13 protein-coding genes are annotated in these 20,703 nt (G+C 44.8%); 11 read left to right on the top strand and 2 right to left on the bottom strand.

The features are described 5' to 3' along the window. Positions 1 to 105 precede the first annotated feature (105 nt). The 4 genes from AC58QT_RS09675 (at position 106) to AC58QT_RS09660 (ending at position 4,991) form a co-directional block, all read left to right on the top strand. Positions 106 to 1,218: a putative 2-aminoethylphosphonate ABC transporter substrate-binding protein gene (locus tag AC58QT_RS09675; RefSeq protein ID WP_497408731.1), complete on the top strand. Its 1,113-nt coding sequence runs from the start codon at positions 106 to 108 to the stop codon at positions 1,216 to 1,218. 183 nt (positions 1,219 to 1,401) lie between these two features. Next, positions 1,402 to 2,436: a putative 2-aminoethylphosphonate ABC transporter ATP-binding protein gene (locus tag AC58QT_RS09670; protein ID WP_497408730.1), complete on the top strand. Its 1,035-nt coding sequence runs from the start codon at positions 1,402 to 1,404 to the stop codon at positions 2,434 to 2,436. Then, positions 2,436 to 4,157: a putative 2-aminoethylphosphonate ABC transporter permease subunit gene (locus AC58QT_RS09665; RefSeq protein ID WP_497408729.1), complete on the top strand. Its 1,722-nt coding sequence runs from the start codon at positions 2,436 to 2,438 to the stop codon at positions 4,155 to 4,157. Before AC58QT_RS09670 ends, AC58QT_RS09665 begins: the two co-directional genes overlap by 1 nt. A 48-nt stretch (positions 4,158 to 4,205) precedes the next feature. Continuing rightward, positions 4,206 to 4,991, top strand: a complete 786-nt coding sequence (locus AC58QT_RS09660) for a DeoR/GlpR family DNA-binding transcription regulator (RefSeq protein WP_497408728.1) — start codon at positions 4,206 to 4,208, stop codon at positions 4,989 to 4,991. A 65-nt stretch (positions 4,992 to 5,056) separates the two neighbouring features. Here AC58QT_RS09660 and AC58QT_RS09655 read toward each other — a convergent pair whose 3' ends face one another. Further along, on the bottom strand, positions 5,057 to 6,436 hold the full coding sequence (locus AC58QT_RS09655) for an extracellular solute-binding protein (protein ID WP_497408727.1): 1,380 nt from the start codon (positions 6,434 to 6,436) through the stop codon (positions 5,057 to 5,059). A gap of 145 nt (positions 6,437 to 6,581) precedes the next feature. Here AC58QT_RS09655 and AC58QT_RS09650 point away from each other — a divergent pair, with 145 nt between their 5' ends. Together AC58QT_RS09650 and AC58QT_RS09645 are read left to right on the top strand one after the other, a co-directional pair. Further along, positions 6,582 to 8,819, top strand: a complete 2,238-nt coding sequence (locus AC58QT_RS09650) for a hypothetical protein (RefSeq protein WP_497408726.1) — start codon at positions 6,582 to 6,584, stop codon at positions 8,817 to 8,819. 27 nt (positions 8,820 to 8,846) lie between these two features. Continuing rightward, complete coding sequence (locus tag AC58QT_RS09645) at positions 8,847 to 9,749, top strand: DMT family transporter (protein ID WP_497408725.1); 903 nt, start codon at positions 8,847 to 8,849, stop codon at positions 9,747 to 9,749. A gap of 64 nt (positions 9,750 to 9,813) precedes the next feature. Here AC58QT_RS09645 and AC58QT_RS09640 read toward each other — a convergent pair whose 3' ends face one another. Continuing rightward, positions 9,814 to 12,252: a WG repeat-containing protein gene (locus AC58QT_RS09640; RefSeq protein WP_497408724.1), complete on the bottom strand. Its 2,439-nt coding sequence runs from the start codon at positions 12,250 to 12,252 to the stop codon at positions 9,814 to 9,816. A gap of 340 nt (positions 12,253 to 12,592) precedes the next feature. On the opposite strand from AC58QT_RS09640, the gene AC58QT_RS09635 reads away from it, so the two are divergent. The 5 genes from AC58QT_RS09635 to AC58QT_RS09615 all read left to right on the top strand — a co-directional run bounded on the left by AC58QT_RS09635 (position 12,593) and on the right by AC58QT_RS09615 (position 20,622). Continuing rightward, positions 12,593 to 14,620, top strand: a complete 2,028-nt coding sequence (locus AC58QT_RS09635; protein WP_497408723.1) for an MGH1-like glycoside hydrolase domain-containing protein — start codon at positions 12,593 to 12,595, stop codon at positions 14,618 to 14,620. Between the two features lie 246 nt (positions 14,621 to 14,866). After that, entirely contained in the window at positions 14,867 to 15,724 is an 858-nt protein-coding gene (locus tag AC58QT_RS09630; RefSeq protein WP_497408867.1) for an ABC transporter permease, read from the top strand. Between the two features lies 1 nt (position 15,725). After that, a complete protein-coding gene (locus tag AC58QT_RS09625) occupies positions 15,726 to 16,598 on the top strand; it encodes a carbohydrate ABC transporter permease (RefSeq protein WP_497408722.1) in 873 nt (290 codons plus the stop codon). Positions 16,599 to 16,662: 64 nt separating this feature from the next. Beyond that, positions 16,663 to 18,216: an extracellular solute-binding protein gene (locus tag AC58QT_RS09620; protein WP_497408721.1), complete on the top strand. Its 1,554-nt coding sequence runs from the start codon at positions 16,663 to 16,665 to the stop codon at positions 18,214 to 18,216. Between the two features lie 147 nt (positions 18,217 to 18,363). Then, positions 18,364 to 20,622, top strand: coding sequence for a helix-turn-helix domain-containing protein (locus AC58QT_RS09615; RefSeq protein ID WP_497408720.1), 2,259 nt, complete (start codon positions 18,364 to 18,366; stop codon positions 20,620 to 20,622). Positions 20,623 to 20,703: the final 81 nt, after the last annotated feature.

Raw genomic sequence — 20,703 nt, 5'->3', positions numbered from 1 at the left:
AGACAATATCTTAACTTGTATTTAATATGTATTTTACAAAACTATTTTACAATTAACTTATCAAATTGAACTTATGCATTCATTTAAAAAAGGAGTGGGGAAAAAATGAAAAAAACGATTGGCTCTACAGCAGCGTTACTGACGGTTGTATGTATGCTGGCAGCTTGTGGTGGTAAAGCCGTACCGACAGATGGGGCGAAAACGAGTCCAGCGACATCAACAGCAACAAATGCAGCGACAGAAGCAACGGTTGATACCAAAAGCAAAGATTTAACGGTCTATACGGCATTGGAAGATGATATTATCAAAACGTACTTAACCACGTTTAAAGCGAAATATCCCGATGTGAAAGTAAACATCGTTCGGGATTCAACAGGGATTATTACCGCTAAACTACTGGCAGAGAAAGACAATGCTCAAGCAGATGTTGTCTGGGGAGTAGCTGCAACAAGCTTGCTGGTGCTTGACCAGAATGCGATGTTGGAGGCCTATTCACCAAAAGGCGTAGAGCGGATTCTTCCTGATTTTAAAGATAAAAATGCAGTTCCCCATTGGGTGGGTATTGATGCTTGGGAAACAGCCTTCATCGTAAACAAAGTGGAGATGGAGAAGCGTAAACTAGCCATCCCGCAATCCTACGAAGACCTGGCAAAACCAGAGTACAAAGGCCTTATCACCATGCCGAATCCCTCCTCATCAGGAACTGGTTTCTTGACGGTATCCGGTTTGATTCAATTGAAAGGCAAGGATGCCGCTTGGGACTTTATGAGTAAAATGCATAACAACGTTGCTATGTATACACTCTCTGGATCTAAACCAGCCAAACTGGCAGGCACGGGGGAATATCCGATTGGCATTTCCTTCGGGTACCGTGGGATTCAAGAGAAGAAAACAGGTTCACCAGTTGAAGTTGTATTCCCTAAAGAGGGTTCAGGCTGGGATGTAGAAGCGAATGCCTTGATGAAAAAGAAAGTCGTGAAGCAAGTTGCGAAAGACTTTCTGGATTGGGCAATTACCGATGAAGTGATGAAAGAATACAACAAAAATTATGCGATTTTGGCCATCAAAACAGATTCCGCTAAAATACCAGATGGTTACTCAGTAGACCCTATGAAACAGTTGATTAAGAATGACTTGAACGAAGTAGCGAAAAACCGTGACAGCATTTTGACGGAGTGGGACAAGCGTTATAACGCGAAAAGCGAACCGAAAAAATAAGTGTAAACCTATAAAACGGCTGACTGCGAATTCTGTGTTGCAGCCAGTCGTTTTTGTTTCCATGGGAATGAAATTATTAAAAACCAACCAAAACAAAGGAATAACACAAAACATACACACGCTTAACAATAAGGTAACAATCCAAGCCTATACTTAATTTAGGAAGATGAAGGGGGCTCTATTATGACACAACCATACCTGTCCATACAGGGTGTAAATAAATCATTCGGTAATTTCACGGCTTTGAAGGATGTTCATATCGATATTCAGAAAAATGAATTCATCTGCCTGCTGGGACCTAGTGGATGCGGCAAAACAACGCTGCTCCGAATTATTGCCGGCTTGGAGAAGCCATCGCAGGGACGAGTCATCGTGAATGGGAAGGACATTACAGGGCTGCCTCCGGCCAAGCGGAACTTCGGCATGGTGTTTCAATCCTACGCGCTGTTTCCAAACTTAACGGCCTATCAGAATGTGGCCTACGGGTTACAAGGCAAGAAATTCACGAAGAAAGAGATTGACGAGAAAGTGAGGGAAGTCCTCTCCTTAGTTGATCTCTTGCATCTGCATGATCGGTATCCTGCCCAGCTTTCTGGCGGACAGCAGCAGCGGATCGCTTTGGCTCGTGCCATCGTGTTGACGCCGGATTTCTTGCTGCTGGATGAGCCGCTTTCCGCTTTAGATGCCAAAGTACGCGTAAAGCTTCGCGAGCAAATCTGCGATTTGCAAGACAAACTTGGCATCACCACGGTGATGGTTACGCACGATCAGGAGGAAGCGCTCACGATGGCAGATCGCATCGTCGTGATGAAGAATGCCGAGGTGGTGCAAGTGGGAACCCCAGAGCAAGTGTATGATGAGCCTAACTCTCCCTTTGTTGCTGATTTTATTGGCTCTATCAATTTCTTACAAGTAGGATCACATGGCGAACGTCTGCAGCAGCAGGCTGTACGTCCTGAACACATTCGACTCTCAGCCCCTGGCGGAAATCGCGGTATGCAAGCGGTTGTCAAACACATTGAATTTAGAGGTGCTTTTTACAGACTGCTTCTCGAACCTTCATCAGTGAAAGGGATCGATGCGGATACACTGATTACTGTCGATGTTTCGGCACATCTCGCTCATCAACTTGAGATTGTGAAGCATGCAACGGTGTCCGTAGAATTCCCGCAAGAGAAAATGATTACATTCTCGTCGGAAGCCATGGTAGGTGCCTAATGAATAAAGGAACAGTCAGCATGTATGTACCAATTCGCCGTAATCTAGGTGCCTTTTTCACCTTGCAAAATGTGTTAATTGTTATTCTTGTTCTTACGTTAACGACGAGCACGCTAATCCCATTAATTCTGCTATTCAGCAAAGCATTTGCGAATAAAGATGACCAATTTGTAGGGCTTGCCAATTTTGTTCACTATTTTTCAACCCCAGCACTCATGCAATCCTTAACGAATACGCTTAAAATTTCAGTGCTCTCTACCGTTATCGCGGTTGCTCTCGCCTTTACTTACGCTTACGGCCTGAGTCGGACAGCGATTCGCGGCAAAAGTTATTTTCATTATGTAGCCTTGTTGCCATTGTTTGAACCGACGATGATGCACGGAATCGCCTTAACGTATCTTTTTGGTAATCAGGGTATAATCACGAACGGATTTTTCGGCCTTTTGCCAGGATTGCGAATTCCGATCTACGGTCCAATTGGCATTGTGATTTCGGAGGTCATTTACTTATTTCCTCAAGCGTTTCTCATCTTTATTACTGCACTTTCGATGTCCGATCAACGACTCTACGAAGCAGCGGAATCACTAGGAGCTTCTAAGTTAAAAACATTCTTTACGGTTACGTTGCCTTCTGTCAAATATGGGTTAATTAGTGCTATATTCGTTTGTTTCACAGCATGTTTCACGGATTTCGGCGCGCCTCAAGCGATCGGAGGTAAATTTAACGTGCTAGCCACGGATATCTACAAACAGGTGATCGGGCAACAAAATTTATCGATGGGTGCCACGGTGGGAATCTTACTTACGATCCCGGCTGTCATTGCTTTCGTGGTTGACCGATTGGTTTCGAGAAGACAGCGTTCCATGCAGTCTTCGAAATCAACTCCTTATCGCGTGCCTGAGGGCAAAGGGAGGGACACCTTTTATCGTACAGTGTGCTGGACCCTGTCTAGTCTCATTCTGATACCTTTATTCACGATCGTATTTGCTTCGCTCATTAAGGTATGGCCCTATAACTTGAGCTTCAGCTTGAAGCATTATGATTTCTCTGGAGTTGCCGGTTCAGGGTTAGAGCCGTTCTGGAATTCGCTGAAGGTTTCACTGATTACGGCAGTATGCGGAACGGTAATTACTTTCGTTTTCGCTTATTTAATTGAAAAGACGAGAACAATGAAGGGCGTGAGACAAGTCGGTTATTTCCTTTCTATTCTTCCGCTTGCGCTTCCAGGCATGGTTATTGGCTTAGCTTATATTTTCTTTTTTAACGATCCGAGCAATCCGTTGAACTGGATCTATGGAACGATGGCTATCATCGTATTAGCGAATATTACGCATTTCTATGCGGTACCTTTTATTACAGCGACTACTGCACTTCAAAAGCTGGATAAAGAATTCGAGCTCGTTTCGGAATCGATGCGTGTGCCATTTTATAAGACATTTCTAAAAGTTACTGTTCCGATGTCCTTACCTGCCATTGTTGAAATTGCGATGTATTTCTTCGTAAATGCGATGGTTACGGTATCTGCTGTTGTATTCCTGCGCTCGGCGGATATGAATTTAGCTGCTGTCGCTTTGGTAAATATGGAAGACGCCGGAGACGTAGCTGCCGCTGCCGCGATGTCTACGCTCATTGTAGCTACGAATATTGTAGTGCGTGTCTTCTATGAGCTCATCATGATTAAGGTTAAAAAAAGAACAGCTGCTTGGCAAATGCCGAAATAAAGCCATATAATGTGTACACAAGCAGTATAAACGGGAGGCTTATCCACCATGTCATTGATCGGGGAAGAACGAAAAGACTATATTCTTAACCAGCTGAATCTTGAAGGCAGAGTAAAGACGAATGATTTGGTCGAACATTTGAATGTCTCCTCGGAGACCATTCGTCGTTATCTGGAAGAGCTGGAAGAAGAGAACATGTTGAAACGCGTATATGGCGGGGCGGTGAAAATCAATCTATCTCGGGAAGAGCCCTCTCATCTCAAAAGAGAAGTACTTCATGCAGAAGAAAAACGTAGAATCGGAAGAACTGCGGCTACTTTAGTCGAGGACAATGATGTTATTTTTATTGATGACGGTACAACGACGCTGCATATCATTGACTATTTATTAAATAAGAAGAATTTGAAAGTGTTGACGATATCCATTCCAGCGCTATACTTATTGATCTATTACAAGAACAAGGAACTTTTCTCGGGTGATATTTATCTTATTGGGGGAAAAGTGAACACGACGCACTCCCGGGTGAGTGGATCACTTGCGGAGAAAATGGTGGAAAGCTTTTATGCGGACAAAGCCTTTCTTGCCATAGATGGCATCATGTTAGATAAGGGGATAACAGGCTTCGACGAAGGCAAAGCCCAAATGACGCAAAAATTTATTCAACATGCGAAACAGAGCATTGTGCTAACGGATCAATCCAAGTTTGGACATGTCCAGTTTTTTAAAATAGCAGATTTGAAAGATATCGATGTGATTGTAAGTGATGTCCCGGCACCAAAAGAATGGGAAGAAGACTTGGTGAAGAAAGATGTGACATGGGTCACAGCTGATTAATTTAAGGAATTATAGAATGAAACCACCGTGATGATACGGTGGTTCTTTACGCGTGAGCATATCAATTAGGCAAGTATCTTATTCAGTATTGCCTCAGCAACAGATGACGCCGACTCCAGTCCAGCCCAATATAGCCCCATCTCAGCCTCCATCTCCTCAAGATTACTCCAATCCGCAAATACCTCATGCTGAAAGTAGCTGTTCGCAATCGCATCGTTCACAATATGAAGAGATTGAAGTGTATCCGCATCCCAAAGCTTCTCGTTGATGGACTTCAGGACAGATAGGAACTGAGAGGTCCTACTGATTAAGTCCTGTACGTCAGGGTTGAACGCAGATTGAAGAAATTGGACGGCTAGCTCCAACTCGTTGCAGGCGGCTGGCACCATAAAAGCATTAGCTAACAGCAGGGTAGCTTTCTCATTGCCAAAGGGGAGTGGAGCAACTTGTGGTTCAAAGCCAAGATTTCCGTTTCTCCAGCCAGCAAGCTCAATGGATGTAGTCAGCACCATGCCTGCTTTCTCATGAATGAAAGCCTCTGATGTTGCATGAAATTGCGATGTTAACGTAGCGATCCGCAAACGATAAAGCAGATCATGAATAAAGGTTAACGTAGCCATAAGGGGTTCTTTTTGCGACGTGCCTTTGAATTTGAAACCGTTCTGCAAGGCCAATACGGGCCAGCGATTCGAAGAGGAATGGAGAGACAAACCATATTGGTCGACGATACCATCGCCATCTGTGTCTACTGTAAGCTTCTGCGCAGCATGGATGAAATCTTCTTGGGTCCAATGTGGACCTGGATGAGGTACGTTGTATGTATCAAATAAATTCGGATTATACGCCAGATAAACGGTTGAGAAAGTAACCGGCGCAGCAATCATAGCATCGTCTCGGCGAAAGGCAGTTACCATACGAGGATACATGGCAGGCAGATAATCTTTTAACGGCTCTCGCAAATCATAAAAGGTTTCCGCTTCCCCCTCCGACTCCATAATCTGCCGATCGCTCACCAAAATGATGTCGGGCTGCAGTCCCATTTCACTGCTTGTGCGTATGGATGCCCAAAAATCATGAGCAGGTAAGCTTAGTAATTTGACATCTACGTTCGGGTGACTTTGTTGAAAGCTATCAATAATTAACGGCATAGCGATATCGGCAAAATGGGAAGGGGAGATGGCAACGATCCGCAGCGTTTTCCGTTGTGTCGCGGGAATAACGAGATCGGGAGAGACAATTGTGCCTTGTCCTGCCTTTTTGACAATGAAGTTGTCTTTCAATAATTCTTCTAAGGACTTACGGACGGACGTTCTACTCATATCGTAGTGTTTGCACAGTTCATGTTCAGACATCAGATATTGACCCGGTCTTAGATACCCGGAAAGAATTTGTTCGCGTAGTATGTTGGCTAGCTGGGAGTACCGAAATTGGCTTTCTCGCTTCATTGTGTATCATTCTTCCATTCTTGTTTGGTTGTTTTCATTATAGCTTAAAAAGAAAAAACATTTTCAGTCGTATTTTAATCGTTTTTCAATTACAATACAAGTATGATACATGTTATTGAATTGAATGTGAAGTGGAGGCATGGAAATGAAGAGTTCATTACGAAGGAATGCGCATGGTGAGCCCTATCTCGTTTACGATGTGGAAGATATGAATGAGGTTCTTACTTCAGACGAATTTTGGAGCAATCTGCCTGTTCTCCCATTGCAATCACCCTCTACAAACATATGGAAGGTCCCATTGTTTCGCTCGTTTTTTTGGGGACTAACGGAAATGGAAGAAAAACATGTGACGTTCCAAGTAGCGAATGATACGGTGAAAAGGGATAATGAAACGCCAGTTGTCTCCAATGCGATAGGAAAACCAGTACAGGAACGACTAGTCAAGGATGACACCATGCCATTTCAACCGTTCATGACGGGGCATGACAAGGAAACCCTCACCTACAGCAGTCATTATTATCCGAGACGCATGCATGACTATGTTTTGCAGGATTATTTGCCTGCTTTCGTCTTAACGGAAGATCAACGGTTCTGGCACCGAGCGGAAGAACTTCTTGCCTTTCTTCGATTTACACGCTGGAAAGATGACGGAACGAACGATTTTGTTGAACAGTTCTATCCAGCGGCGTCATACCCGCGTCCCGACTGGGCTGGAGGTTGGGATTATGTATTCGATTGGGCATGGTTTGATGGATACGGCTATCAGTGGAGCCTTCACGAGCCCGATCATCACGTATGCTCAGCGATAGCTTCTCTTCACATCAACATGTATGAGCGAACCGGAACCCAGCATTATTTGGAGGACGCGAGAACGTTTGTTATGAAGCAGATGCCTCGATACGGATTCCATAAAGGTGTTTGGAATGGCCGCGTTTATTATTGGACGGAGTATAATCCGACAGGAGAGTCTGTAGGAAATCCAGTCGTCGACGCGACGGATAATGTAATCGCTTTAGTAACGATGGCGGTTGCAAAAACCGGCTACTACGAATCGGATCCCTTAATGAAAGGGCGATTGTTGGAATATGCTCGTGGCTTATTATGGTATTTAATCCGGGAGTGGGAGACAGACGGCAGATGGTTCTATGATGGTGCCGAAAATCCGATGAATGAACGGAAATACAAATCTCATGATATTGTCTGTATCGTATGTGCCATGATTGCGTTGGTGTATCTCTACAAAGCTGGTGCGGATATCGCTCCTTTCGTGAGTAGTCTGTCTGATATGGAGGCCAAATACGCCGCAATGTCCGGGGTTTTTCAGCGCAAAGCGTATTTGAAAATGGCAAAAGTTTACGATGGTGAGCCAGCACCGGGAAATCCGCTGATGTTCAGCACTTTTTTCCATGTTAGTGGTCCATCGTTACAAAAGGTTCAATTCAAGGATAACCTCGCAGCTGGTATTTCCGTGCCAGACACCGTAGCTATTCGAGTAAGCCGATTGCTGCCGCCAGATGTCCATACGTCCAATTGGAGGTCTGATCCAGATGCAGACCGAACGCTTCTGATTACGAGTAAACAGCTGATCGAAGGCATTGAATTACCATTTGAGTTGCAGACGGGGGAAACCTATCGCATTTGCTACTGGGCCCATTGCGAGCAGAATTTTGACCGGAGTGAGGCTGAAAATCCCGATAGCGAATTGGCATGCTGGCTGGATGTCAAAGGCGAAACCTATTGTGTCCGATCAACAACAGGAAGCTATGGCGATCGACTCCACAGTTATACGCTGCCCTTATCTTTACAATCACCGATGAATAGCGCAAACTTTCTTTCTTTTGGAGCAAGACTGCTGTTTCCATTTCCAGAAGAAGTAGAAGCGCAAGTGCTGGATAGTTCATGGCCTGAGCCGGAAGCCTATGTGCAGCAAGAAATGAACCCTATCGAATCTCAAGTTTATGTGTACGAGGTCCAAAGCTTGTTCCCTTGGCACACAGGAGGACTGTCGTTTGAGCCGGAACAGCATATTGGCAAAGGTAGGGTTTGTAAAGCTTTTGAGTTGGGACAGCATGTTGAAATGGAGTTCCAGTGGCCTAATGACACGTGTAAGGTGGAACTGTTTGTGGATTATACCATGGGACGGGATCGGGGAATCGTTCAGGCCTATGTAGACGGTGCTTCCTTTGGTAATCCGATTAACCAATTTTGTGAGACAGACGACTCCATCCCGGTCAAGCGAATTTCCATTGGCCAAACGTTGCTCGATAAAGGCAAACATAAGCTTTCCTTCCAGGTAGTTGACAAAGACCCTGCTTCATCTGGCTATTACATCGGACTGTACCATGCGATTCGTATAGAGCGTGCGGCTGGAATCAATGATTGAGTAGTTTAGTTACCTGTAGGAAAGACGGTGGAAGTGTTGAAACGGGCAGACGGATTGCTCTTGCTTTGTGTAACTCTTTGGGGAAGCAATTTTGTGTTTGCTTCCATGCTTTCAAAGGAGTTTTCCCCTTTGTTGCTGGCCGCGTTACGATTAACCTTATCTATTATCGTCTTACTGATTTACGGTCTCCTTACAAGAAAGTTAGTCCGCGTGAGCCTAAAGGATTGGAAGCAACTAGTGCCGCTCGGAATCACCGCTGTACTCATTCATCATGGCACCTTCTTTATTGGTTTAAAAGAAACAGATGCGACAACAGCTGCATTAATCATCGCATTGGTCCCTATGACAACTGCTATTCTAGCCGCATTTTTTCTGAAAGAAGCCATTACCATGCGAATAGCCCTAGGATCCATTTTGGCGCTGTTCGGTGTCTATTTGGTCATTGGCTTTGGAAAAGAAGTGCATTGGAACATGGAAATGGGAATGATATTCATCTCCATGATTGCATTTAGCGTCTCGATTATTCAGACTAAGAAAATAGCAAACAGGATAAATCCATTTGTCATAACTGTGTATAGTACAGCGATCGGCACTAGCATGCTATATCCCGTCGTTATTGTGGTTGAACCTGTCATTCATGTTAGTGAACAATTATGGGCATGGGGATTACTTCTGCTCTCCGCAGTTGTCATACAGGCGATATGTTCACTGATCTGGGCTTACCAAGTGAAAATGGTTGGAGCAAGTCGAGCTGCCACGTATATTAATTTAGAACCTTTCATCGCTATGTTTGTTGGCTTTCTTTTGTTAGGAACTAGCGTTAACCTAGCCCAGATTATTGGTTCTGTTGTTCTGGTTGTTGGTGTGACTTTGGTGACTTCGCATAAAAGTGGGAAGAAAGTGAAGCAGGAGCGGGATTTGGTGTCTTGAAAAGAATAAAAACGGAGTTCGCCAATGTGCGAGCTCCGTTTTCGATTTAAATATGGAAAATTCCTCATTGTTGAATCTTATATTTACTAGCTAGCAGTTGCTTAGCTTTATTCGCAATAGTTGCATCTTCAAGCGTTGCTGCTTTCTTCAAGCAATAGATGGCGTAATCTTTCGTACTATCCATTTTGCTAAAAGCTAGCCCTGCCTCATAGTAATAATCGCTTTTAAGTACATGATTCAAAACGATGTAAGGGTCTGCTGCAGCAGCAACTTGATATTTCTTGGCAATTTCTGCGTCATCCCCATAGAGATCTGCTTCATATAGCTGATAAAAATGGAATGCTTTCAGATCAATTTTACCAGCTTCCGTAGCAATCATGTTGGCTGCACCATAAATCGAATTGTCCTCGAATAAATGACCCAGCTCGTTCAAAAGAATGGCATATTGAATGTATACTCCTGCATTTTGAGGAGCTGCATCTATCAATTTGCCGAATTTATAATCGACTTCTTTGAGCAGATTATCTTGTACATCCAATAGTGCTTCTCCCGTACTATACAAGGTTTCCTCCGCTGCAGCCGTGGCGGCAGCTCCGTGTAGTTGAGCTTCTTCATAATTCTCTTTAGCAAGCAAAAATGCCTGGATCTCTTTATTATTCGTAATATTAAGGCTAGTAAATAAGTCAACATCGAATTCTACCGGCGAATAGGGAGTGTAGTCGACTTGTGCGCCAACGGATTGAGAAATGAAACGGACAGGTACCATGGTAGAGCCATTAATGATTTGTGGCGGCACGGGCAGAGCGACTTGTTGACCATTTACAGTAGCGGTAGATTGATTGATTTGCAGCAAGATCGTCAAACCATCTTTGGATGCTGTAATGGTTTGTTTGGCTGCATTCCAATCCAGTTTGAGATTCAAACTCTCTAGAATAGGACGCAGAGGTACAAGTGTACTCCCATCAACAAGTGCGGGCGGTACTTCCAGATTTAATAGGTTTCCGTTCACTTCTATCACCTTACCTTGCACGTTAACAAGGTTAATTTCTTCACCTTTTTCATTCAATGGTTGAATGAGACGTCCTTGATGGTCTATATACAAGTTGTTTCCGTTGTTCTGTACGTGAAACATTCCTCCACGTTCTATATACGCGAAGTCATATTGAGGCTGTACTACCACATTTCCTTGTTTGTTAATAAATCCCCACTTCCCGGATTGCTGCACAGGAGCGAAGCCCGACTCAAAAGATCCAGCCTTTTCAAACTGAGGGGAAATAATAATCTTCCCGGTCGGATCGGCGAAGCCGTATTTGCCACCTTTTTTAACAGCAGCCAATCCTTCTGAGAAGGGAGAAGCATCCTCGAATTGCAGGGGAATTATTGTTGTATTCTCTATGTTGATATAGCCCCACTTGGCATCCAAACTCACAGCAGCAAGTCCTTCGGAGAAATCTGATGCTTTGTCATATTGATAAGCAATAGCAGGGGAGCCGCTTTTATCAATAAATCCGTATTTGTTAGCGACGGCTACTCGAGCTAATCCTTCTGAGAAGGACGAAGCGTCCTCAAAACTTTTATAAATTTGAATGTAGCCATCGCGGTTGAGAAAGGCAAAGTATTTCCCTGTTACGACTGGTGCAAAATTTTCCTTGTAAGGCAGTGCAAACTCGTACATGATGTTGCCCACTTTATTACCTTTATTATTAATGTAGCCGAATTTGACGCCGTCTTGATCTTCCAAACTCACAATGGCTTTACTCTCTGAGAACGTAGATGCCGTGTGATACTGGGGAGTTATCACGATTTTTCCTGTTGTGTCTGCATATCCCCACTTGTCGTCTACCTTCACGGCAGCCAATCCTTCAGAAAAAGGGCTTGCTCCATCGAAGTTCGGTTGTATTTTCAGATACCCACTCTTATCCATGAAGCCATATTTGCGTCCTATCTTGACAGGAAATAGAGAAGCTACCTCGTCCAACGAGCTTCCACTGCCTGATGAAGACTTCCGAGTAAAGTCAATTGTCACTATTTTTCCATTGTCATAGCTTGTGGAGAAGCCGAGAAGTTGGAAGAAATCAATAGGTATAAAAATAATGTCGCCTTCTAAATGAACGGACACGGTGGTTGATAACGTGAATTCACCAAGTTTTACATGCTTCTTGTCTAACTTCGTTACCTTGTTCGAACCAACTTGCAACGTATATTCAATCTCATCTCGGAGATCCCACATACTGACAGCGTTATTTTTTTCGGTGAACAATAATGGCGTCTCCAGACTTTGGCTTTGTAACTTATTCAGCACGAAAGTAGGAATCATCGTAATACCATCTTTAGTGAGGATGACAGAAGATGTGTCATTATGATCTATTTCTCCTGTTACCATCGGCGAATCTAAGATAATACTGCCATGTTTGACTTCAATACTTGATTCCGCATAAGCAGCAGTACCAAACGAGAGCATAAATAAACACAAAGCTAGTAAACATAGTAATCTCTTACTCAAAAGACATCTCTCCCTAAAAAATGTAGAATTTTGGATGGAATTCTACCTAACTATACCATTAATTGTCGTAAAATGTTCCATATTTTAGGGAAAGGAACATTCTGTTTCGAAGGTTAGTTAAACGATCCCAGCAGAAAATGACAATGTAATAACAGTTGATGATTACTTTTTGCTTATCTAACCACGGGCTGCGGGTTTAAAGCATAAGAACCAACAGAATGAATATCGACGGAAACGGAGTGCGCTCTTTAAGATGAGGAGGTCGACGAATGCTAGAGAATTGGATACATCGAATACGACTATGAACGACTGACTGTATGAGGAAAAGGAAAGGTGAATCATGACTTATCATTTGAACGACTTTGCATTCGATTTGCGTGCTAGTGTGGCTCCAGCTAATCACATTTGGGTAGGCAGTGGATTTAGTACAGTTGCGCCAATTGCGGGTACGGTTGCTGGTGTCAGCGGGTTATTCTCACCACCGTTTGCCGCGCAGGATATGGAGATGCTGCTTGATTTAACGGCGGACGGACATTGCGTGAGTGATACAGGAAACCGCGGGAAAGGGGACTGTGGACTGTTGTACGCAGGAGCCGAATGGCGACCGGATCGAATCGAACGGACAGGCACGTACCATTACTTCGTGGAAGATCGTCTGATTTCACTCTCCGTGCGAAGCTCACTTGTTCCGCTTACGGATCGTGCTGGATTTGTGTTAACAGTTCGGGTCGTAAATCGGACGGACCGCAGTATGAAGCTGAACATGTTTCCGCGCGTTACGCCTGGCCACCCAAGCTTCCAATCCCTGAACGATTGGGATTTCGGCCATCCTTCTATGGGGGAACAAGTGTGCGAAGTTGGAGCGGGTACATGGGAGAACGATCAAGTTAGGGTTACGCTTTTGCAGGAAGAAATTGGACCTGATCTTGTAGGGTCTGGGGAAGAGGCGGTTTATCGTGCAGCTATACTGCTGACGAAGGCTGGAGAATCTGTCGGTATGGATGAAAGTCTAGCGACATGGGAACAGCGAACGCATGAGGTCTGGGAGAATCGGATTCAGCGCTATAGTGAAGCTATCCCCAAATTAACGAGCGACATTCCCGGGCTTGAAGATTACTATCGGCGCTCGCTTGTCAGCGGTCTGATCTGTCTATGGGAGCATCCCGACTTTGCTATGCAGCCCTTTCCCGTCGTAGCAGGGATGGAAGGCGCCGGAATATGTTGTTACCCGTGGGATACCGGAGGTTATGCAGCTCGGATGCTAGGACTGATGCTGGGAAGTGACAAAGTAATCGAGCTGGCGCACATGATGGCGCGAAGCGGCATTGAGCGGCACTCGAGATTTGCTCCTAGTGGGCTGGGTAAGGATGTTCCTTATTCCTACAGTCTCTGGTCCTTCTACAATTTAGTTTGGTGCAATGTGACACAGTATGGCAAAGGATTAGAACTATATGATTTGCTGAAAAATCTACTGCTTCATGACGAAGAAAGGTTACCGGCCTGGGGCGAATTGTTGGATTACGGCAAGCAGCACAATCTGCTCGAGATGAGGAGTGCTGCCCATGAGCATGTCGTATCCAGCCCGAATGCCGAAAGAGCGTGGTGTTATGATCGTTTAGCCGATATGGCAGACCGTCTTGGACATGAAGAATCAGGAACATGGCGTGATAAAGCCCGCCGTATCCGTGAGGCCATTCGGGAACACTTGTGGGATCCAGAGAACGGATGGTTTCTGTGCAGGTACCCGAACGGACACGTAGAGCGGGTGTATACGATTCAAGCATTCGATACATTAAGAATGGGCGTTTGCAACGAAGATATGGCTAAGTCTTTATTAACTCATCTAAATGATGGAGCTTTTCTCGGGCCCTACGGTGTTAGCAGTATATCCGCTGAAGACTCGCTGCATTATGAATTGAATGACCCCGACTGGTCCGGTGGAGGCAGCTATACCGGTGAGAGTCCAACGCTAGCGCTTACGTTGTGGGAGCAAGGTGAGCCCGAGTTAGCGTGGGATGTTCTGAAGCGTTTGTTCTGGATGGGCAAGCATCTCCCGTATTTCCCACAGGAGCACTATAGCGACCGACCTGCTGTTCCGAGCCATAAGCGGGGGAATATCATAGCGGGTCTCACAGGCACGGAAGCCCTGGTGTTTGGCATGGCGGGCATCAAACCGAATTTGGACGGCACGCTGGAGATATTCCCGCAGCCACCGCATGAAGGAAGTGTCTCGATTACCGGATATCGCTATCGCGACCAACAGATTGACGTCCATATGAAGCCGAACCATTGCACGATCGTTTGTAATGGTGAACCCGTATATAGTGGAGTTCCCTCCGTCTATATCTTCCCAAAGGATAGCAGATGACAACGGCACGGAAGAAAATGATTATCGCTTGGAACTAGCAACGAAATGAATATCGACGGAAACAACATAAGGCAATTAACATGAAGGCAGTGAACGATTGTTGGAGGATGTGATTGACTGATGAATAGAACAACAGCCCAGAGAAAGCGCGTGCTGTCGCATGCGACCACAGTGGGCACATCACACAAACCAGGATATCTGAAGCAGCTATTGCTGGATATCAATAAAGAAAAGCTGCTCTATTGCATGCTGATTCCAGGCTTATTATTTTTCATCTTGTTTAAGTATTTGCCGATGCTAGGTGTGGTCATTGCCTTTCAAGATTATCAACCGTTTGCGGGGATCTTAAAAAGTCATTGGGTGGGCTTGCAGCACTTTCAGCGGTTTTTCACGAATCCAGATTTTTGGAAGCTGTTCAGAAACACACTTGTGTTGGCTGTCTACAATCTGCTCTTTTTCTTTCCGTTGCCGATTATTTTAGCACTGATGCTAAATGAGGTGCGGAAGGAGTTTTTCAAAAGATTCGTGCAAACCATCATCTATATCCCGCACTTTATTTCGTGGGTCGTCGTTGCAGGGCTGACGTATACCCTTTTTACAACAGAAGGGGGTATTGTGAATGAAGCTCTCGCTTACTTTGGCGGGGACAAGATTAATTTCCTGTTAAGTAAGGATTGGTTCCGCTCGATGATTACTTCGCAAGTCATTTGGAAGGAAACGGGATGGGGAACGATCATTTTCTTAGCGGCACTCTCAGGCGTGGATCAGCAGCTGTATGAAGCAGCGCGCATGGATGGGGCTAACCGATGGCACCAACTGTGGCATATTACGTTACCTGCCATCCAAACGACAATTGTCTTGTTGCTTATTTTGAGATTAGGCAGTTTCTTGGATACGGGGTTCGAGCAAATATTCCTTATGTTGAATTCAGGAAACCGGGAAGTTGCTGAAGTATTTGATACGTACGTGTATACGTCTGGTCTGGTCAACGCGCAATTCAGTTACAGTACGGCGGTGGGATTGTTTAAATCTCTCGTAAGCCTCATTCTGGTCGTTTCTGCAAATGCAATGGCTAAGAAATATGGTGAGGAAGGGGTTTATTAGCATGAGAGATCGTACCCAAAGCAGTAAAGCGTTCGATGCAGTCAATTATTTGATGCTTGGTATCGTTGCGGTCATTACGGTGCTGCCGTTCATTTATGTTATATCCGGTTCGCTTGTGGCGTCGGAAGAACTGCTTATCAAGAAGGTTGTACTATTTCCTACGAAGATATCGTTAGATGCCTACAAATTTATCTTTTCAACCAAAATCATTTACACCAGCCTATTCATCACTATATTCATTACGGTTGTCGGAACGCTGATCAATTTGGTGCTTACAACGCTGATGGCCTATCCGTTAGCACGCAAAACCTTGCGCGGCCGGGGGAAATTCATGCTGTTGATTGTCATTACCATGCTTTTCAGCGGAGGTATGATCCCCACGTTTCTGGTCGTTAAAACCTTTGGATTACTGGATACTTATTGGTCTCTATGGATCCCATCAGCGATCAGCGCGTTTAATCTGATCCTGTTGAAAAATTTTTTCCAGCAGCTGCCCGAAGGTTTGGAAGAATCAGCAAAAATGGACGGCTGTAATGATTTGCAAATTTTGTACAAAATCGTTGTTCCGTTATCCTTACCGGCGATGGCTACGTTTGCGCTATTTTATGCGGTGGGGCATTGGAACTCCTATTTTACGGCCATTATGTACATCAATGATGCGAAAATGTGGCCCATTCAAGTATGGCTGCGCCAAATTGTGCTGCTATCGGCAGGCGGTTTTACGGATGCCAGCGCAGCTTCGGAAATTGCAGCTCCGCCTCAGAGCATCAAGTATGCCGTTATCGTCGTAGCGGCTGTGCCCATCTTGCTTTTGTATCCATTCTTACAGAAACATTTCGCCAAGGGTGTTTTGCTAGGTTCGGTTAAAGGTTAGACGGTCAAGTCTGGTAAGGTCGTCTTTCTTTCTATACAATAAAATGAAATAGCGGAGGGTTTATATGCGAAAAACAAAGGGTCAATTGAAAACAGGGTTAGCAGTTACTTGCACGACAGTCATGATGGCATCCGTATTAGCGGCTTGCGGAGGCGGAGATCCCGTAAGTGAAAGTGCGAAGACGACACCAGGTAGTACTAGCACCGCTCAGGCTCAAAAGCAGATCAAATTCAGCATGATGTCTCCCTTCTATGGCCAGCAGCCACCGGCTACAGATGATACGAACGCTGCTTTTAAAGCCATTCAGGAGCAGACCAATAGCAAGCTGGATATCACGTTCGTCCCTGGTGCGTCCTACAATGATAAGCTGAACGTGACCATTGCCTCAGGTAAACTTCCACAAGTGATGGTCGTATTAGACACCAAGAATTCGGCGATTATTAATGCCGTCCGTTCCGGTGCTTTCTGGGAAGTCGGACCTTACCTCAAGGATTTTCCGAATATCAAGAAATATTGGAATGACAAGATCGCCAACAATATCTCTGTAGATGGTAAAATATACGGGCTCTACCGTGACCGTCCATTTGCTAGAAAGGGTATTATTTTCCGCCAGGATTGGCTCGATAACCTCGGTCTGCAGCAGCCGAAAACCGTAGATGACCTCTATAATGTTGCGAAAGCATTTACATTGAACGACCCGGATAAGAACGGCAAGAATGATACGTACGGTCTGACTTTGACGGATGATAATTTGATCACCGATGCCAGTCTTGTCCTTGTTACTGCGCTAGGTGGTTTTAATCAGTGGGGCGTGCAGGATGGCAAGGTGATTCCTGACTTTATGACCAAAGAGTACATGGATTCGCTCAAGCTGCTCAAAAAAATGTATGATGAAAAGTTGATTAATCAGGACTTCGGTGCCATCAAGGGTACCAAATTGCATGAAAACATCAACTCGGGTAAGGCAGGCATTTATCTGGCAAGTATTGATGATGCTCCGAATAAGCATGCTGATCTGTACAAATTGAATCCGAAAGCTAAGATGGATTTTGTCATCGGGCTGCAAGGGCCGAAGGGCGTTAAGCTGCCAGCGAACTCAGGTTATTCCGGTGTATTCATGTTCCCTAAATCCAGTGTGAAGACAGAAGCAGAACTGAAGGACATTTTAACTTATTTTGAGAATAATCTGAAAGACGATGTGTTGAAAACGTTTGCTTGGGGCGTAGAAGGCGTTCATTACAAAACAGAGAACAGTAATCCTGTGTTCACCAATGAGCAATTGTATAAAGATCAGGTTGGTGATCTAGGACAGCTTCGTATTGCACCTTCAACCTTGGCTTGGCCAACAGAACCCGATATGGGGAAAAAAGTGAAGAAGCTGTATGAAGAGGGGATGCCTAATGCGGTGCCAAGTGTCATTGAGCCGTTTCTTTCTCCTACAAAAACTCAGCTGGGCGCAGAGCTGGATAAGCTAATCAACGATGCTCGTGTTCGTTTTATCATGGGCGAGATCGATGAGGCTGGCTTTAACAAAGTCACGGAAGAGTGGCTTAAAAAAGGCGGCGATAAAATCATCGAGGAATTTACAGCCGAGCAGAAAAAGGCTCAGCAAAAATAAGGATGCTGAAAAGCAGCGCTTGTTCCCGCATGGATTCGGGGATCAAGCGCTGATCTTATTGACATTTCCGCGCATTTGCTGATAAAAGTAAAGAACCGAGAGTAAACAATAAGTTATGGTTAGTACTAGGACAGCGGGGGCTTGTTTATGAAATTACGTGCATCTACATTTTTATCCAAGCTCATATGGTTTACACTGCTGCTAGGGACGATTCCAGTTATGGTTCTAGGTGCTTTTTCCTATTACCAGGCCTCCGACGCCGTGCAAACCAAGGTCTATGAGAGCAATCAGCAAATGCTGAAACAGACAGAATCACAAATTGAACAGCTTCTGAGGCTAATTGATTACTCGGCTATTCAATATATGAATCAACCGGTAGTAATCGACGCTCTTAAGGGAGAATTAGTCGGTACGGATGGATACGTTCAGAAGGTGAAAAGTCTGCTCGAATCGATGAGTAAGCTGCAAAGCAATGAGCTCGGTACAATGGGCATGGAACTTATAAGCATAACCAACCAATGGTCCATTAATGAATCCGGTTTGTCCATGTTGGAAACGAAGTCTGTTGAGAATTATGCGGGATGGGTGAAAGATCCTAGAACCTCATTCTGGTCTACGAGCTCTACCGGAATGAAACTCATCAAAAAAATTCCGGCCTATTCCCCCAACCCGTCGGGGTTGCTGATTATGACAATTCCGATCTATGAAGTCAATAACTTAATAAGCAGGGATACGGCTATGGGGAACGTTCTGCTTCTGGACGATCAGCAAGTCGTCTTCGCCGGCAATGCCGCTAATCTGCTGGGCAAGCAGTTTCAAGAATTAGCGATCAGCAAGGATCAGTCGATACCTGCAGCGGAGCAAGGCTTCTACACAGCCCGTTCGGAACGGGAGCGCGTCGGGATCAGTTATCGTAAATCCGATTATAATGGTTGGGTTTATTTGTCAGTGGTGTCCATCGATGAGCTAAACAAGGAGTCCCAGGGCATAGGATGGTTCACCTTATATATTTGTCTAGGTATTTTACTCATCGCCTTTCTCATTGCTTATTTGGGATCAAGGAAGATGTATAAACCAATTCGTAAGTTATATGAGGTCGTGCGCAACTCACCAGAAACCGTAGGCGTGGATGCAGCCATCGATGAATTTGAATTTATCAATGAACGTTTCCGAGGACTCATGCAAAGGGAGTCAAGTCTTCTACAGGAGGTGCTGGGGCAGTCCCAGCAAATGAGGGAATACTTTGTTTTCAAACTATTCCAGAGCGATATGGCAAGGACGGAAGCTCAGGATAAGCTGGAGGCTTTCGGGCATCCAACAGCATGGAACACCATGTGTGTCATGACCATCCAAATCGATACGTTAGCCAATACACGTTTCGAAGAACAGGATCAAGATTTATTGCTGTTCGCAATCAATAATATTGTTTCCGAGCTTTTCCTGCCGGAGCAGAGGCTGCCACCCGTCGTAATGGGGGACTCGCAGGTTACTTTGCTAGGAGGGGCCGAAACGGATCCTAAGCTGTTCAAGAATCAGCTCGACACGGCGGCACATCACATTATGCAAATGATTAATCAGTATCTGGAACTGAAAGTGAGCATTGGCTTCAGCCATATGTTTACGGACATGAAGCAAATCCGTCATGCCTATGGTGAATCGTTGCAAGCCCTGAAGTACCGGATGAACCTGGGAGAAGAGTCGATCCTATTCATTGAGGATGTACAGCCTGAGAAGAGCATGCAGTTGAGTTATCCGGATGCCCTAGAGCGGCAGCTGCTTGATGCCTTGAAGCTTGCAGACCGAGAGCAGGCTACGCGCTGTCTTCATCAATTCATCACGACGCTTGCTGTCGATGAGCGAACGCATGAAGAATATTTCATGTCTTTCGTCCGCCTACTCGTGCAAATGCTTCAGGCTGTCAAAGATGCAGGCGTGTTGCCTAAACGTTTATACCCCGACGAGCAGACCTTATTTATTCAATTATTTCAATTGAAAACAGTGAGTGAGGTGGAACGGTGGTTTCTGGATATGGTGATGCTTCCGTTCTTAATTCACTTGGAAAATAAGCTAGATGCGCAGTACCAAAGTATTTCCAGCCAAATTATTCATATGATAGTGACTGGTTTCGATACTGATCTTTCACTGGAGGTATGCGCACGTCGGATGAATTACAGCCCGAATTACTTAACCAAAGTATTCCGCAAGGAAACGGGGGTTAATTTCAGTGATTACTTGTCGGAGTATCGTATGAAAATGGCCAAACAATGGCTGTTAGAAACGGATATGAAAATATCCGAGATCGCGGAGAAGCTGAAGTATAATACGCCTGCCAATTTCATTCGTTATTTTCGTAAGTTGGAAGGAACGACGCCAGGTCAATATCGTGATAACATTTTAAACAAATAGGGGATAGTAAGTGATAGTGATGGAGCTTGCCTTGCGGCGGCTCTTTTTTGTTCATTCAAGTTGCAGGTGGTATAGTTGAGA

This window comes from Paenibacillus sp. J31R109 (assembly GCF_059692055.1).
Note: the sequence above shows the minus strand (reverse complement) of the source record. Positions and strands in the feature narration are given on the sequence as shown.